15 protein-coding genes and 1 pseudogene are annotated in these 14427 nt (G+C 71.0%); 10 read left to right on the plus strand and 6 right to left on the minus strand.

Annotation, left to right across the window (positions count from 1 at the left end; translation table 11 throughout):
• The first annotated feature begins 51 nt into the window (after positions 1-51).
• From ACFPZI_RS03355 to ACFPZI_RS03365, 3 genes are read left to right on the plus strand one after another with little or no spacing between them, the layout of a single operon-like run.
• Positions 52-567: a YceI family protein gene (locus ACFPZI_RS03355; RefSeq protein WP_381357961.1), complete on the plus strand. Its 516-nt coding sequence runs from the start codon at positions 52-54 to the stop codon at positions 565-567.
• Positions 568-603: 36 nt separating this feature from the next.
• Positions 604-1545, plus strand: a complete 942-nt coding sequence (locus ACFPZI_RS03360; RefSeq protein ID WP_381357963.1) for an ABC transporter ATP-binding protein — start codon at positions 604-606, stop codon at positions 1543-1545.
• On the plus strand, positions 1542-2348 hold the full coding sequence (locus ACFPZI_RS03365) for an ABC transporter permease (RefSeq protein WP_381357965.1): 807 nt from the start codon (positions 1542-1544) through the stop codon (positions 2346-2348). Before ACFPZI_RS03360 ends, ACFPZI_RS03365 begins: the two co-directional genes overlap by 4 nt.
• Positions 2349-2607: 259 nt before the next feature.
• On the opposite strand, the gene ACFPZI_RS03370 is transcribed toward ACFPZI_RS03365, so the two are convergent.
• The 3 genes from ACFPZI_RS03370 to ACFPZI_RS03380 all read right to left on the minus strand — a co-directional run bounded on the left by ACFPZI_RS03370 (position 2608) and on the right by ACFPZI_RS03380 (position 6234).
• Entirely contained in the window at positions 2608-3618 is a 1011-nt protein-coding gene (locus ACFPZI_RS03370; RefSeq protein ID WP_381357967.1) for a small ribosomal subunit Rsm22 family protein, read from the minus strand.
• A 76-nt stretch (positions 3619-3694) separates the two neighbouring features.
• Complete coding sequence (locus tag ACFPZI_RS03375; protein ID WP_381358178.1) at positions 3695-4813, minus strand: serine hydrolase domain-containing protein; 1119 nt, start codon at positions 4811-4813, stop codon at positions 3695-3697.
• 11 nt (positions 4814-4824) lie between these two features.
• On the minus strand, positions 4825-6234 hold the full coding sequence (locus ACFPZI_RS03380; protein WP_381357970.1) for a multidrug effflux MFS transporter: 1410 nt from the start codon (positions 6232-6234) through the stop codon (positions 4825-4827).
• A gap of 164 nt (positions 6235-6398) precedes the next feature.
• On the opposite strand from ACFPZI_RS03380, the gene ACFPZI_RS03385 reads away from it, so the two are divergent.
• On the plus strand, positions 6399-7424 hold the full coding sequence (locus ACFPZI_RS03385; protein WP_381357973.1) for a Gfo/Idh/MocA family protein: 1026 nt from the start codon (positions 6399-6401) through the stop codon (positions 7422-7424).
• Between the two features lie 134 nt (positions 7425-7558).
• On the opposite strand, the pseudogene ACFPZI_RS03390 reads toward ACFPZI_RS03385, so the two are convergent.
• Together ACFPZI_RS03390 and ACFPZI_RS03395 are read right to left on the minus strand one after the other, a co-directional pair.
• Positions 7559-7879, minus strand: a pseudogene (locus ACFPZI_RS03390) (nuclear transport factor 2 family protein); the annotation flags it as partial.
• A 9-nt stretch (positions 7880-7888) separates the two neighbouring features.
• On the minus strand, positions 7889-9118 hold the full coding sequence (locus tag ACFPZI_RS03395) for an RNA-guided endonuclease InsQ/TnpB family protein (RefSeq protein ID WP_381357976.1): 1230 nt from the start codon (positions 9116-9118) through the stop codon (positions 7889-7891).
• 406 nt (positions 9119-9524) lie between these two features.
• On the opposite strand from ACFPZI_RS03395, the gene ACFPZI_RS03400 reads away from it, so the two are divergent.
• Together ACFPZI_RS03400 and ACFPZI_RS03405 are read left to right on the plus strand one after the other, a co-directional pair.
• Positions 9525-10067 carry a DoxX family protein gene (locus ACFPZI_RS03400; RefSeq protein ID WP_381357979.1) on the plus strand — a complete coding sequence of 181 codons (543 nt, stop codon included), beginning with the start codon at positions 9525-9527 and terminating at the stop codon, positions 10065-10067.
• 83 nt (positions 10068-10150) lie between these two features.
• Complete coding sequence (locus tag ACFPZI_RS03405) at positions 10151-10429, plus strand: hypothetical protein (protein ID WP_381357982.1); 279 nt, start codon at positions 10151-10153, stop codon at positions 10427-10429.
• A 386-nt stretch (positions 10430-10815) separates the two neighbouring features.
• Here ACFPZI_RS03405 and ACFPZI_RS03410 read toward each other — a convergent pair whose 3' ends face one another.
• Positions 10816-11547, minus strand: coding sequence for a DUF7873 family protein (locus ACFPZI_RS03410; RefSeq protein WP_381357984.1), 732 nt, complete (start codon positions 11545-11547; stop codon positions 10816-10818).
• A 289-nt stretch (positions 11548-11836) separates the two neighbouring features.
• Here ACFPZI_RS03410 and ACFPZI_RS03415 point away from each other — a divergent pair, with 289 nt between their 5' ends.
• From ACFPZI_RS03415 to ACFPZI_RS03430, 4 genes are all read left to right on the plus strand, one after another.
• Positions 11837-12784 (plus strand): helix-turn-helix domain-containing protein, encoded by a 948-nt coding sequence (locus ACFPZI_RS03415; RefSeq protein WP_381357987.1) that lies wholly within the window; start codon positions 11837-11839, stop codon positions 12782-12784.
• Positions 12781-12999, plus strand: a complete 219-nt coding sequence (locus ACFPZI_RS03420) for a DUF397 domain-containing protein (protein WP_381357989.1) — start codon at positions 12781-12783, stop codon at positions 12997-12999. Before ACFPZI_RS03415 ends, ACFPZI_RS03420 begins: the two co-directional genes overlap by 4 nt.
• A gap of 295 nt (positions 13000-13294) precedes the next feature.
• A complete protein-coding gene (locus ACFPZI_RS03425) occupies positions 13295-13657 on the plus strand; it encodes a DUF1304 domain-containing protein (protein WP_332427058.1) in 363 nt (120 codons plus the stop codon).
• Positions 13654-14220 carry a TetR/AcrR family transcriptional regulator gene (locus tag ACFPZI_RS03430; protein WP_381357992.1) on the plus strand — a complete coding sequence of 189 codons (567 nt, stop codon included), beginning with the start codon at positions 13654-13656 and terminating at the stop codon, positions 14218-14220. The genes ACFPZI_RS03425 and ACFPZI_RS03430 overlap by 4 nt, the downstream gene beginning before the upstream one ends.
• Positions 14221-14427: the final 207 nt, after the last annotated feature.

The following is a 14427-nucleotide window of genomic DNA, read 5'->3' on the forward strand; positions in this document are numbered from 1 at the left end:
ACCGACCGCTCGCCCTGCCGCGCGAGGGTCCCGCTGCCGTGGAATGAGGGCATGGATACGACAGGCAACCCCATCACGACGACTCCCCGGCTCGGTCGCTACACGATCGACACGAACAGTTCGTCCATCACGTTCAAGGGCAGACACCTCTTCGGCCTGATGCCGGTGCGCGGCACGTTCGCGATCCGGGGCGGCACGGTCGACGTGGCCGAGCCGCTGTCCGAGTCGCGTCTGCGCGTGGAGATCGACGCGGCGAGCTTCAGCACCGGCAACGACCACCGCGACGGCGACGTACGGTCGGCGAAGTTCCTGGACACCGACCGGCACCCGCTGATCACCTTCGTCTCCGAGCGGGTGGACGCCACGTCCGTCTCCGGCACGCTCACCGCGTGCGGGGTCACCCGGCCCGCGAGCCTGGCGGTCGTGCGCTCGGAGGTGCACGCCAACTCGTTCACCGTCCACGCCACCACCCGCGTCGACCGCACCGAGTTCGGTGTGACCGCGGCCCGCGGGATGGCCGGGCGACGGCTCGACCTGACGCTGGAGGTCACGTGCGTCCACGCCTGACGCCGCCGCACGCGCACCGGACGGCGGGTGACCGTCATGTCTAGCGCGGTCGTGGTCGAAGACCTGCACAAGACCTACGGCGCGGTGCGGGCCGTGGGCGGGGTGAGCTTCACCGTCGAGCACGGGGAGATCTTCGCGCTGCTCGGCCGCAACGGCGCCGGCAAGACCACCACCATGGAGATCCTCGAAGGGTTCCGCACCCGGGACGGCGGACACGTCGACGTCCTCGGCCTCGACCCGGGCGACCGGTCCACGGCGCGCGCCCTGCGCGAGCGGATCGGGCTGGTGCTGCAGGACATCGCGGTCGAGCCCTACCTCACCGTCCGCGAGACCATCGCCCGCAACGCGGGCTACTACCCGGCGCCCCACGACGTCGACGAGGTGATCCGCCTGGTCGACCTCGCCGGGCAGGAGAAGAAGAAGGTTCGCACGCTCTCCGGCGGCCAGAAGCGGCGCCTGGACCTGGCGCTGGGAATGATCGGGAACCCGAGCCTGCTGTTCCTCGATGAGCCGACGACCGGGTTCGATCCGAACGCGCGCCGCGGCGCCTGGCAGCTCGTGCGCAACCTGCGCGACGCGGGCACCACCATCCTGCTCACCACGCACTACATGGAGGAGGCGCAGGAGCTGGCCGACCGGGTGGCCGTGATCTCCGCCGGACAGATCGTCGCCGAGGGCACCCCCACGGCCCTCGGGGGGCGTGACACCGCGCGGGCCCGGATCCGCTTCGTGCTGCCGCCCGGCAGCACGGTCGCCGACCTGCCGGTGGTCGCCGAGCCGGACGAGGACGGCCTGGTCACCGTGGAGTCCGCGGAGCCGACCGGCACCCTGCACCAGCTCACCGACTGGGCGTTGCGGCGCGGCACCGTGCTCGCCGGGCTGACGGTCGACCGGCCGAGCCTGGAGGACGTCTATCTCCGGCTGACCGCCCAGGACCGGAGCGCGCCCGAACGCACGCGGGAAAGGAGCGCACCGTGAGCATCGCCGTTCCCCGCGCCGCGGGCCGGCCGGCCCAACGCCGCGGCCCCGCCCTGCTGTGGCATCAGATCCGCTACGAGCAGCTGACGTTCTGGCGCAATCCGCAGAGCGCGTTCTTCACGTTCGTCTTCCCGGTCATCGTCATCGCGATCTTCGGCGGGCTGTTCGGCGGCATCGGCGAGAGCGAGTTCTACTACGGCCGCTCCGCCCTGCAGTACTACGTGTCGACGATCGCCGCGGTGTCCGTCCTGGGCTCCTGCTACAGCCAGTTGGCGATCGTGCTCGCGGCACGGCGCCAGAACGGGATCCTGAAACGCGTGCGGGCGACACCGCTGCCCGCGTCCGCGTACTTCGTGGGCCTCCTGGCGCACTGCGTCGTCGTGAGCGTCGTCGACGTCCTGCTGATCACCGTGGTCGGCCGGCTCTACGGCGTCTCGCTGCCCGCCTCCTCGCAGCTGCCCGCGCTGGCCCTGACGCTGGTGCTCGGCGCCGCCGCCTTCTGCACCCTCGGGGTCGCGGTGGCATCGCTGATCCGCAACGCGGAGGCCGCGCCGTCGGTCGTGCAGTTCGTCCTGTTCCCGCTGGTGTTCATCTCGGGCACCTACATGCCGATCCACTCCGGTCCACTGAACGGCATCGCCGCCGCACTGCCGGTGAAGCCGTTCAACGACGCCCTGCTCCGCGCGTTCACCACGGACCACGCCGGCCTCCCCTGGCGGGATCTCGGGGTCCTGCTGCTGTGGGGCGCGCTCGGCGCGGTGGTGGCGGTGCGGCGGTTCCGCTGGGACCCGCGCGCGGAGTGATCCGGTCTCCTGCGGGAGACCCGCCGGTTGATCCGGCCTCAGGACCGGCCGATCCCCCACGGCCACAGAGCTGGCCCTCGCCCCGGACTTCCGGTCCTTCATCGAGGGCCTTACCTCTGCCCCTGACTTCAAGAGCATGCACGCGGAGGAACCACCCGGCTGAGCTCGCTCCCGGACGCAAGACCGTGCCTCACCGAACCGTGAAGCCTCTGCCAATGACCCGTCACGGCGGGGCGAAGGTTGCCTGATGCGGCACTGGCTAGTACTCCTCGTCGCCGGCCGACGGCGGCGGCCAGGCGTCGCCCCAGTCGGTGTCCCGGGCCGCCCGGTACAGGTCACCGTGGCGCTTGGTGACGGTGGTGCGGCCCAGGGCCGGGTCCGTCTCGCACAGGTCGAGGAGGACCTGGCCCTTGCGGATCTGCGGCTTGCGGACGACGCGGGCGGGGACGGGACTCACCGGGAGGCGGGTGGCGGCGACGTAGCTGAACTTCTCGTCCTCGTAGGCGAGGGACCCGCCCTTGACCTGGCGGTGCAGCGAGGAGCGGCTGACCCGGGCCGAGAAATGGCACCAGTCCGTACCGGGGACGATGGGGCAGGCGGCGCTGTGCGGGCAGGGGGCGGCGATCCGGAAGCCGGCGGAGACCAGCCGGTCGCGGGCCTCGATGACGCGGGCGTAGCCGTCGGGGGTGCCGGGTTCGACGATCACGACGGCCTGCGCGGCCCCGGCGGCGGCGTCGACGAGGGCGGCGCGATCGCCGTCGGTCAGCTCGTTGAGGACGTAGGAGACGGTGACGAGGTCGGCCGGCTCGAGGGTGAGCGCGGTGCCGATCCGGGAGCGCTGCCAGCGGGTGTCCGCGAGGGCGGGGTGGGCGGCGGCGAGTTCCCGGCCGAGGGTGAGGGCGGGCTCGGCCCAGTCGAGGACGGTCACCGGCCGCTTCCCGTCCCAGGTGGCGCTCACCGCCCAGGCGGCGGCGCCGGTTCCGCCGCCGATGTCGAGGTGGTCGCCGGGTGTCCACCCGGGCACCGCGTCGGCGAACGCCGCCAGCGCGGACCGTACGGCCTCGAACGTGGCGGGCATCCGGTACGCGGCGTAGGCGGCGACGTCCGCGCGGTCGCGCAGGATGGGCGCCGCGGTCGGGGTGGCGCCCCGGTAGGTGGCGATCAGCCGCTCGACGGCCTGCGCGGCCTGCCGCGGCGGAAGCCCGGCGAGCAGCCCGGCGAGCGCGCTGCGCAGGGTGTCGGCGGGAGAAGCGGGAGCGGGGGCGTTCACCTCGCGATTCTATGGCGCGGGGCGGCGGCCGGTTCACCGGCAGGGGTGCCGGGCCCGCCCCCTGCCCATGGCCCCCTCACCTCCCCCGTACCGCCCGCGCCACCCGCGTCGCCGCCTGCGTGCGCAGGGTGTGGTCCGGGGTGCGGGGGCGGCGGGGGTGGACGGTGTTGGCGAGAAGGACGAGGTAGGTGTCGGTGGCGCGGTCCAGGACCAGGGAGGTGCCGGTGAAGCCGGTGTGACCGGCCGCGCCCCGGCCCGCCAGCTCCCCCATGAACCACGGCTGGTCCAGGGCGAAGCCCAGGCCCGGCGGGGCGAGGAGCAGGTCCACGAAGTCGGGGCCGAGGATGCGGGCGGAACCGTACGAGCCGCCCGCAAGGAGCGTGCGGCAGAAGACCGCCAGGTCGGGGCCGGTGGAGAAGAGGCCGGCGTGGCCCGCGACACCGCCGAGTACCCAGGCGTTCTCGTCGTGCACCTCGCCGCGCAGCATGCCGCGGTCTGCCTTGGCCCAGGGCCACCGCTGGTCCTCGGTGGCCGCGGCGCCCGGACACGGGCCGAAGTCGGTCGCGTTCATGCCGAGCGGCCGGGTGATGCCGTCGCGGACGAGCGTGTCGAGAGCGCGGCCGGTGAGGCGCTCCAGGAGGTGCTGGAGCAGCAGCATGTTCAGGTCGGAGTAGCAGTACGTGCCGGGCACCCCGATCGGCCGCTCCGCGCGGAGCCGGTCCAGGCGCTCGGCGTCGTCGGCACAGTCGTACAGCGGGAGTTCGGGGCGCAGCCCGGAGGTGTGGGTGAGCAGTTGCCGGACGGTGATGCCGTGCCGTGCGGCCGCGGGGAAGTCCGGCAGATACGCGCCCACGCGGGCGTCGATGCCCAGGGTGCCGCGCTCGATCTGCTGCACGGCGGCCACCGAGGTGAACAGTTTGGTCAGGGACGCCAGGTCGAAAGGGGTGTCCACGGTCATCGGCACGCGGTCACCGGGCGGCAGTTCCACCGCGGTGCCGGTCCGCTCGTCGTACGCCGCGTACCGTACGGCCCAGCCCGCCGCCTCCTGCACGGCGAGCACCGGGCCGCGGCCGGCGAGGACCACGGCGCCCGCGGCCCAGGGGTGTTCCCCGGTGGTGCGGGCGCGGACCTCCCGGACGAGGGCGGCGAGTTCGCGGGGGTCGAGCCCGGCCCGTTCCGGTGTGCCGTGGCGCAGTCTCGGCGCGCTCAGCTGTCCGCCTCCGCTCTCTCGGTTCCGCCGGCTGCGCCGGTTCCGCCAGGTCCGCCAGGTCCGTCGGCTGCGCGCCGACGGAGGGTGATTCCGTCGTCCGTGTCCGTGCGTCCGCCCCAGGGTCGGCACATTCCCACGAAACAGGCCAATGCCACCAGAGCGGCAGCCAGTTGGACGACGGCCATCGGAACGGCCGTGTCCTCGCCCGCGATCCCGACCAGCGGGGAGGCGAGGGCGCCGATGAGGAAGGACGACGTGCCGAGCAGGGCGGACGCGGAGCCCGCGGAGTGCTTGACGCGCATCAGGGCGAGCGCCTGGGTGTTGGGCATGGTGATGCCCATGGCGGACATCAGCACGAACAGCGCGACGGCCATCGGCACCAGCCCGACGTCCCCGAACACTCCCAGCGCCATCAGCAGGATCGCGGTCGCGGCGGCCACGACGACGGCGAGGCCGAGACCGAGCACCCGGTCCAGCCGGACCCTGCCGACCAGCACCTTGCCGTTGATCTGGCCCATGACCATCAGCCCCACCGAGTTGATCCCGAACAGCAGGCTGAACGTCTGCGGGGAGGCTCCGTAGATCTCCTGGATGACGAACGGGGAGGCGGCGACGTAGGCGAAGAGGCAGGCGAAGGCGAAGCCGCCGGTGAGGACGTAGCCGCTGAAGGCCCGGTCGGCGAGCAGCCGGCGCATCGAGCCCAGCGCCTCGCCGACGCCGCCGCCGTGCCGGGCGGCGGGCTCCAGCGTCTCCGGCAGCTTCACCCACACCACGGCCGCCATCAGGACACCCAGCAGGGTGAGGACGACGAAGACGCCCCGCCAGTCCGTCACCCGCAGCAACTGCCCGCCGATCAGCGGGGCGACGACCGGGGCGACGCCGGAGATCAGCATGAGGGTGGAGAAGAAGCGGGCCATGGCCACGCCGTCGTAGAGGTCGCGGACCACCGCTCGCGCGATGACGATGCCGGCCGCGCCCGCGAGGCCTTGGGCCAGCCGGAAGGCGATGAGGAGTTCCACGGTGGGCGCGATCGCGCACAGCGCGGTGGCCACGATGTAGACGGCGAGACCGATGAGCAGCGGACGGCGGCGCCCCCACCGGTCGCTCATGGGGCCCACCACCAGCTGCCCGAGCGCCATGCCGGCCAGGCAGGTGGTGAGGGTGAGCTGGACGGTGGACGCGGTGGCCCCCAGTGCCCGGGTGACCTCGGGGAGCGCGGGGAGGTACATGTCCGTCGCCAGCGGGGCGGTGGCGGTGAGGCTGCCCAGGACGATCGTGACCAGGAGCGTCGCCCGTCCCGGGGCCCCGGGCTCCCCGCGCCGGCTCCCTGCCGAAGTAGCTGACGATGTTGTCGTCGATGTCGTTCCGGATGTCGTTCCGGATATGGACGCCCCGCCCTCGGGCATGTGGCCCTCCCTTTCCGAGTCGTGCGCTCCCTATGCTCTCAGCCCGTGCGGAGTTCTCGCTGTGGGCGACGATCTCGGGCGAAGATGTTCGCGAAGATGCCATGGGAGCGCTTCCACGGAAGGGCGACCGGGATCCCGGACGATGACGAGCGAGGGTGGGGCGGATGACAGGGCAGAACGTGCGCTGGGGAATTCTGGCGACGGGCGGGATGGCCGCGACGTTCACGGCGGATCTGTTGGCTGCGGCCAACAGCGGCTCCGCCGCGGGGCCGGGCGCGGAGATCGTGGCGGTGGCCTCGCGGTCGCCCGAGCCGGCGAAGGCGTTCGCCGAGCGGTTCGGGATACCGCGGGCGTACGGCGACTGGGAGTCGCTCGCGCGGGACGAGGAGGTCGACATCGTCTACGTCGCCACTCCGCACTCGGCGCACCGGGCCGCGGCCGGGCTGTGTCTGGAGGCCGGGCGGAACGTGCTGTGCGAGAAGCCGTTCACGCTCAACGCGCGCGAGGCGGCGGAACTGGTCGGCCTGGCACGCGACGGGGGACGCTTCCTGATGGAGGCCATGTGGATGTACTGCCATCCCATGGTGCGGCGGCTGAAGGCGCTGATCGACGACGGCGCGATCGGTGAAGTACGCACGGTGCAGGCCGACTTCGGGCTGGCGGGCGACTTCCCGGCGTCGCACCGGCTGCGGGACCCGGCGCTGGGCGGCGGCGCGCTGCTGGACCTCGGTGTGTATCCGGTGTCGTTCGCGCAGCTGCTGCTCGGGGAGCCGTCGGACGTCGTGGCGAAGGCCACGCTCTCAAAGGAGAGGGTCGACCTCCAGACGGGCGCGCTGCTCTCCTGGGAGAACGGGACCATCGCGTCGGTGCACTGCTCCATCGTCGGCGGTACGTCGACGTCCGCGTCGGTCACCGGTTCCGCGGGCCGGATCGACATCCCGTACGGCTTCTTCTTCCCGGACCGGTTCGTGCTGCACCGGGACGGCAAGGACGCCGAGGAGTTCACCGCCGACCCGGCGGACGGGGCCCGCAACACCCTCAAGCACGAGGCGGCCGAGGCGATGCGCGCCCTGCGGGCGGGTGAGACCGAGTCCCCGCTCGTCCCACTGGACGGCACACTCGCGGTGATGCGGACGCTCGACACGATCCGAGAGCGCATCGGGGTCCGCTACCCGGGGGAAACCCACTGAGTGATCCGGACATCCGGGTAGCCAGGTAGTCGGGCAGTCGGCGTGCCGCCTCATGCGGCCGTCGACTCCTCAGGCTTCCCAAGAGGGTGGGACGACTGCCGTGTCAAGCCATGGTGTCGGGCCGGGTCGGTGTGTCACGCCTGCCCGGTCTCGAAGTGGTTGATCCTGCCGTCGCCGTCGACGGTGAAGCTCCAACGGGTACGCATCTCGCCCCAGACGTCGTTGCTGTAGCGGACGACGAGGGCACGGCCGCCGTCGGACTCCCGGTCGACGTCCATGTGACCGTGGGAGGAGAAGATCTCCCGGTCGGTCCAGTCCGCGAGGTCCCGCTCAAAACCGTCGTCCGTCATGGTCGCGCCGGGCGCGAGAAGAGCCATGAAGCCCTCGCGGTCGTGGTTGTTGACGGCGCTGACGAAGGCACGGACGGCGGGGTCGCTGAGACGGGTGGTGTCAACGACCCGGGACTAAAGTCCCGGGCTTGCAGAACGGGCGCCACTGGCTGTGGTGCTGCGTTTGCGTCTTGTCCCACGCCCCGGTCCGGGAAGTGGAACTGGGGCGGTTGACTCCGCCCCGCGTCGCCACAACTCCCACGCTCTCGCGCGGATGTTGCGGGAGCTGTTCCGGTCCGCGTGATCAACGAATCCGCAGGACCGGCATGCGAACCGGGCCTGTGAGACCCGGTTCGCCCTGTCCATGCGCCCGCATTCGGCGCAGGTCCGGGAGGTGTACGCCGGATCGACGTACACCACCGGCACCCCCGCCCGGCGGGCCTTGTACGCGATGAACTGCCCCAGCTGGGCGAAGGCCCAGCTAGAGTGGGTGGCCCGTTGAGGCTTGCGAAGCCGTACCCGTCCGCGGATGCCCGTGAGTTCTTCGAGGGCGATTCCGCGACCGGTGCGTTCTGCCTCGGCCACCACACGTTTCGCGATCTTGTGATTGATGTCTTTGGCCCGCCGCGCCTCTTTGCGCCGCCGTTTCCTCAGCCGGCGCCTGGCGGACGGGGTGTTCTTCCTCTGTAGCTTGGTGCGGAGCGTGCGCTCCCGGGTACGGATGCGGTTGAGCTCTCGCCCGGCCATGATCTCGCCGTCCGAGGTGGTGGCGATGTTGACAATGCCCAGGTCGATACCGAGGAAATCCACCGCAGCGGTGTTCGGCGGCGCTTCGGGAACGTCGCAGGTGGCGTTCAGGAACCACATGCCGTCCCGCCGCAGCAGGTCGGACTCACCCCTGCGGTACCGGGCCAGGGTCGCCATCTGCTCCGGTGAGGCCGTGAACGCCACGTCCTTCAGCCGCCCGGCGGTCGTCCAGATCGAGACCCGGCGCCGACCGGTCTGCCAGGACAGCATGCGGTCGTCGTAGGGCTGCGCGCCCTGCGGACGGAAGGCGACCGGCTTCTCCACCGCCCTGCGGTAACGTTTCGAGCCCGGCCCGCCCAGATTCCCGGCCCTCAGGTTGGCCGTCAGCGTGCCGTACGCGTCGCACACCTTCTTGATCACGTGCTGGGCGGCCTGCGCACCCAGGTTCCACCGGGCCTTGATCTCGGTGTAGGTGTGCTCACGCAGCGCGAAGTTCCTCTTCACGTCTTTCTCGAAAGCGACCTCGCTCGCCCAGGTCGCCGCCTCGTTGCAGGCCCGCAGAGTCGCCTCCAGCGCCGCCGCCTGCACCGGCGTCGGCAGCAGCTTGACCTGCACCATCAGCTTCACGATCACCGAACCTACACACACATACGACCAGCCACCGTACGTTCACCAACCATCACCCGGCCGAGTGAACCCACCACCGGCACAGCACGGCTCCGCCGGAACACGACACTTGGCCGCTTCACGACCGAGCCCGCACGAGCGATGCCGCGGCGCTCCGCGCCGCGACCACGCAGATGCGATTCCTCCCAGGGCCGAAGCCCTGGGGTTCCTCGCAAGAATCTGCTGAAACGTCATGTCCGTCAGCGTCCTCCCGGCCGCCGCACGGCGCCAGCCGCACCACCCGAACGGCGGACGGCTGCAGGCCGGGCCGGGCGCAGGGGTGCGACGGTGGTCACGCCAAGCGACTGCGAGTGCCACTGCCACTGCCACTGGGACTGCTCGGGGACCGGGAGACGACGTGACCTGTTACGACCGACGTGATCTGGGCCTGCTGCTGCTCCGGCTGGGAACGGGCGGGGCACTGGCGGCACACGGCGCGCAGAAGCTGTTCGGCTGGTTCGGTGGTGGCGGGATCGAGGGCACCGGCCAGTTCATGGAGACCATCGGCTACACACCGGGCAAGGCCAGCGCCACGGCGGCGGGCCTCGCGGAGGCGGGCGGCGGCGCGCTGCTCGCGCTCGGCCTCGCCACCCCGGCGGCGGGTGCGGCGGCGGCCGGTGCGATGGCGGGCGCGGCGGCCGTGCACGCGCCCAACGGCTTCTTCAACCAGGAGGGCGGCTACGAGCATGCCGCCCTCCTGGGGCTGACGGCGGCCGGCCTCGCCGTCACCGGACCCGGCCGCCTCTCGCTGGACCACGTCTTCGGCCACTCGGCCGACCGGGACTGGATGGTCGTCGCGGCCTTCGCCTCGACCGCGGCGGCAACGGCGGTGGTCGTGGGGGCGCGCAGCCGGCGCCTGCGCAAGGCGCGGGAGGGCGAGCAGGAGGCTCTGTTCGACTGACGGCCAGCATGCCTTCGGCGGTCGGACGCCACCCGGAGGGCCGGGGGCCGGGCATTGTCGGCGCCCTGTGCCAGAGTCTGCCGATGAGCGATCCGAGCCCGATGCCGATGCCGATGCCGATGCCGGTCCAGAGCGCACCCGCGCTCGCCTCCTCCCCCTCTGCCCCTTCCCCGCCGTCCGGCGGTCTCTGGGATTCTGTCGACGGCCTGCACGCCTGGCTGAACACCCACCGCGCGGTCGTCGGCCAAGAAGCCCTGCTGCTGCGCGTCCTGAAGCTGTCCGAGGAGGTCGGCGAGGTCGGCGAGGTCGGCGATCAGCACGATCGCGCCCAGGATCGGACCGCCGATGGTCCCCGGACGTGACGGAGCCCGGGAGTCGTATCCAGCTCCCGGGCCCCTGGGGATGCCACCTCATTGCGCACGCCGACGCGTTTAAGAGGAAGGATCAGTCATCAAGCCGTCGTGTTCTTCCTTTGAACTACCGCACCAGGCAGAGGTGCAGGCGAGAATTGAACTCGCATCCGACGGCAATCGTCCTTCCCCGGTCGTTCCGGCGATCGGCAGCGATGCTGAGACTGGAGCGAGAGTCTGAGATTGATACGGCCTTCACGTGCGGAACGCCGTTCCTTCAGGCTGAACGTCAGTTTCAGCTTGCGCTCGTCGCGCGAACCGGTCCTCAGTCCGGCCCGCGCTGTTCGCGCACCCCCGCGCTCGTACGCGGGGGCGATCATGGAGGCTACCGGCCGGCGTCAGCCGAACAGGTAGCCGAACACCGCGTCGCCGGCCCGCTGGTCGGTGATCTCGGTGGCGTTGGCCTCCTCGCGGGCGAACTTGACCGCTTGCTGGAGTTTCTCGACCCGCTCCACCAGCTCGTTCACCCGCCGCGCCGGAAGCGCGCCGGAGAACTTCACGGTCGTCCAGTACCCGATGGGCACGTCCTCGTAGTACACCTCGACCTGCGCCGGGTGCTTCTCGGTCGCCTCGGCCTTGACGTGGTTGCGGGGGACCTTCTTCGTACGGATCGTGCGGACCGGGTCCGTCTTCCACCAGTCCGTGGAGGGGTCGTGGGACCAGGACTCGGCGGCGTCGAGCGTGGGAAGCTTCCGGACGAAGGCGTGCAGATCGGTGAGCTGCTTCTCCAGGAAGAGGAGGTAGCCGACCGGGACTTCGGCGAGGATGGTCCGGCCCTCGACGGTGACGTCCGCGCGGGCCGTGCAGTTCGCCCAGTCCTTGGTCGCCGTCACGTCGAACAGCCGGGTCAGCGAGGCAGCCATCTCGCGCAGCACGTCCTCGCCCTGCACCTGCACCCGCGTGGACTCGGGCGGCAACTGCTCGCCCTCCTCGTCCTTCGGCTGGTACGTACGCGAGATCCCGGCCAGCAGTGCCGGCTTCTGCACCTTCTGGTGCGCCCCGTTGACGTCCTGAACGGCCTTGCTCTTGACGCCCTTTTCGACAGCGATGATCTGGTTCAGCCTGGTCACTGGTCCCCCTTCGAACAGGAGGAACCTATCCCAACTCCCTTGATCCGTCATATGAATTACCGCTGGTCGGGTCGTCGCCGGGGGACGCACGCGATGGACGAGCGGGGCCGGAGCATCACTGGACAGCCTCGGGCGGGACCTCACCTCCTCGAGAGCGGACAGAGCACGAGAGCCGCAACTGTGACGCACCGACGCGAACCGTCTGTACGCGTGGTGCCTCCACCGGTACGAAGCGCGCTGCGTGACGGCGGACCCGGGCGGGGCGTTGTTGCAGAGGAGGCGGTGATCCATGACGGAACGCACGGGTGCGGACGGCGCGACGGGAACGAGGGCGGTCCCCGGTGGCGGTGGCGGGATGGTGACCACAACATCGGTCGTGAGTCTCGGGGACGGGTGGGAGGCCGGCGACGGTGGCGGTGCACGGCGACCGGAGGACGGCGCGGCAAAGGGTGTGGTCACCGCCTTCGGGCAGAGCCTGAAGACACTCCGGCTGAGGGAGGGCCTGGACCGCCAGGAGTTCGGCAACCGCCTCGGCTACTCGGCCTCCACCGTCGCCTCCTTCGAACAGGGCCGCAGAATCCCGTCCCCGTCGACCATCGACCGCGCGGACGAGATCCTGAACGCGGGCGGGCTGCTGCGCCTGTGGAAGGAGGAGGTGGAGCGGGCTCAGTATCCGGTGTTCTTCCAGGGGATGGCGGCCCTGGAGAAGGAGGCCATCGAGCTCGTCGCCTACGACACGATGGTGGTCAAGGGCCTGCTCCAGACCGAGGACTACACGCGAGCCCTGCTCAACGTGAGGCGTCCCCCCCTGGACGAGGAGACCATCGAACAGCGGGTAGCGGCACGGCTGACCCGGCAGGACATCTTCGACCGCCGCCCCACGCCCTTGCTCAGTTTCGTGCTCGACGAGTCGATCCTGCGGCGTCCGTACGGCGGCAGGTCCGTGCTTCGCGGACAACTGGAACACCTGCTGCTGATCGGCCAGAAGCGCAACGTCGAGATCCAGATCATGCCGATCGATCGCGAGGACAACCCGGGCGTCAACGGGCCCTTCACCGTCGTCACTCGCAGGGACGGCAAGAAGTTCGTGTACGCCGAGGCAGAAGGAATCGGCTCCCTGCAAACCGACCCGGAACGAGGGGTTATGGCCGCCGCTCGTTATGGGATCATCCGATCACAGGCTCTCAGTCCGCAAGAGTCAACGGAGTTCATCGAAGGGGTGCTGGGATCGCTATGAACAACGCTGAGTCCTCGACCGTCTCCTCCGGCCTCGCCTGGTTCAAGAGCAGCTACAGCGGAACCGAGGGCGGCGATTGCGTAGAGGTCGCGACCGCCACGGCCGCGGTGCACGTCCGGGACTCCAAGGCCACCGCCGGGCCCGTCCTCACGGTGTCGCGTGACGCGTGGACAGGGTTCGTCGGATCGTCGGCCTTGTCGGAGCGGAGCGTCTGACACACGCACAGCCGTGAGAGCCCCGCCGTCCCGAAGGGGCCGGCGGGGCTCTCACGCGCGCGGGATGCCCGATCAGCTTCAGACGTCGCCCGGAGGGCCGGTGTCACCGGGCCCCCGGCCGACCGCGCGCAGGCATCGGGCGAACTCCTTGCAGGCGACCCGCATTTCCTTCTTGCGGTGGACACGATGCAGTGGACGCGGATACGGCGGCGGCTGTCGCCCCGCTCAGACATCATGAACAGGTGTCCATGTATGGTGGACATCTGTCCATGATGTCTGAGGGTGGGGATACCTGGTGGAGACGACTGCGAACGTGCTGGTGGGGCTGGTGGCCGCGCTGCATGCATATTTCCTGGTTCTGGAGATGTTCCTGTGGGAGAGGAGGCCGGGCCGCAAGCTCTCCGGCTTTGACGCGGCCATGGCCCGTGCCACTGCCCCGCTCGCCGCGAACCAGGGCCTCTACAACGGGTTCCTGGCCGCCGGGCTGATCTGGGCTCTGATCGCAGATGATCCGACCGGGTTCCGGGTCCAGGTCTTCTTCCTCAGCTGCGTGCTCATCGCCGGGCTGTACGGCGGACTCACCACCAACCGGCGGATCCTCATGGCCCAGGCAGCGCCCGGGGCCCTGGCACTCACCGCCGTTCTGCTTGCCCGGTGACTGCCGGGCAAGCGGATCCCCGCACGACACGGACGCGGGCCAAGCTGGGCCGGGCGCTGCTCGATGAGTGTGCCCACCGCCCGTTGGCGGAGGTCAGCGTTGCCGCCCTGGTGCGCCGGGCGGGAGTCGGCCGCGCCACCTTCTACCTCCACTACGCCGACCTGGAGGCGCTCGCCGTCGACGTTTGCGCCGATATCGTCCGCGAAGCCGTGGACGCCCTGCACGCATGGCGCGGCACACCCGATCCCGAGGCCCCTCCGCCCGCCCTGTTTGCCTTCTTCGACCGTCTCGCCCCGCACGCCGGGCTCTACCGGGAACTGCTGCGCCCGGGCGGCAGCGGCCCTCTCGGCCATGTACTCCACCAGGATCTGCGCGCCCGTAGCCACACCGAGCGCGCCCTGGCCGGTGCACCGGAGCCGGACCTGGTCGCCTCGGCCGTGGCCGCGACCTTCGCCGGAGTTCTCGCCGACTGGCTGCACGGCCTCATCGAGGCCACACCCACCGAGATCGCGCAGCGGGTCTGGCGTCTGCTCATCAACCTGCACCGCACCCCCCTGCCCTGACCGGCCGCCTGCCCCGACAGCCTTCCCTTCGCGGTGTTCACCCGCCATCGGCGAGTCGCCCCGGACACCGCCCGCGGACGTTCCCACGCGCACATCGCCCGTGTGACCCGTCTGATGGAGCCACCTGTCGACACCGTGCGCCGCCGGCGCGGCCGGTGTCGTTGATGAGGTCGGTGAGGTCGGTGAGAGACCCGGGGCGGTGTCCGC

The organism is Streptomyces chlorus (assembly GCF_042655885.1).
In the GTDB taxonomy this organism is placed as follows: Bacteria; Actinomycetota; Actinomycetes; order Streptomycetales; family Streptomycetaceae; genus Streptomyces; species Streptomyces chlorus.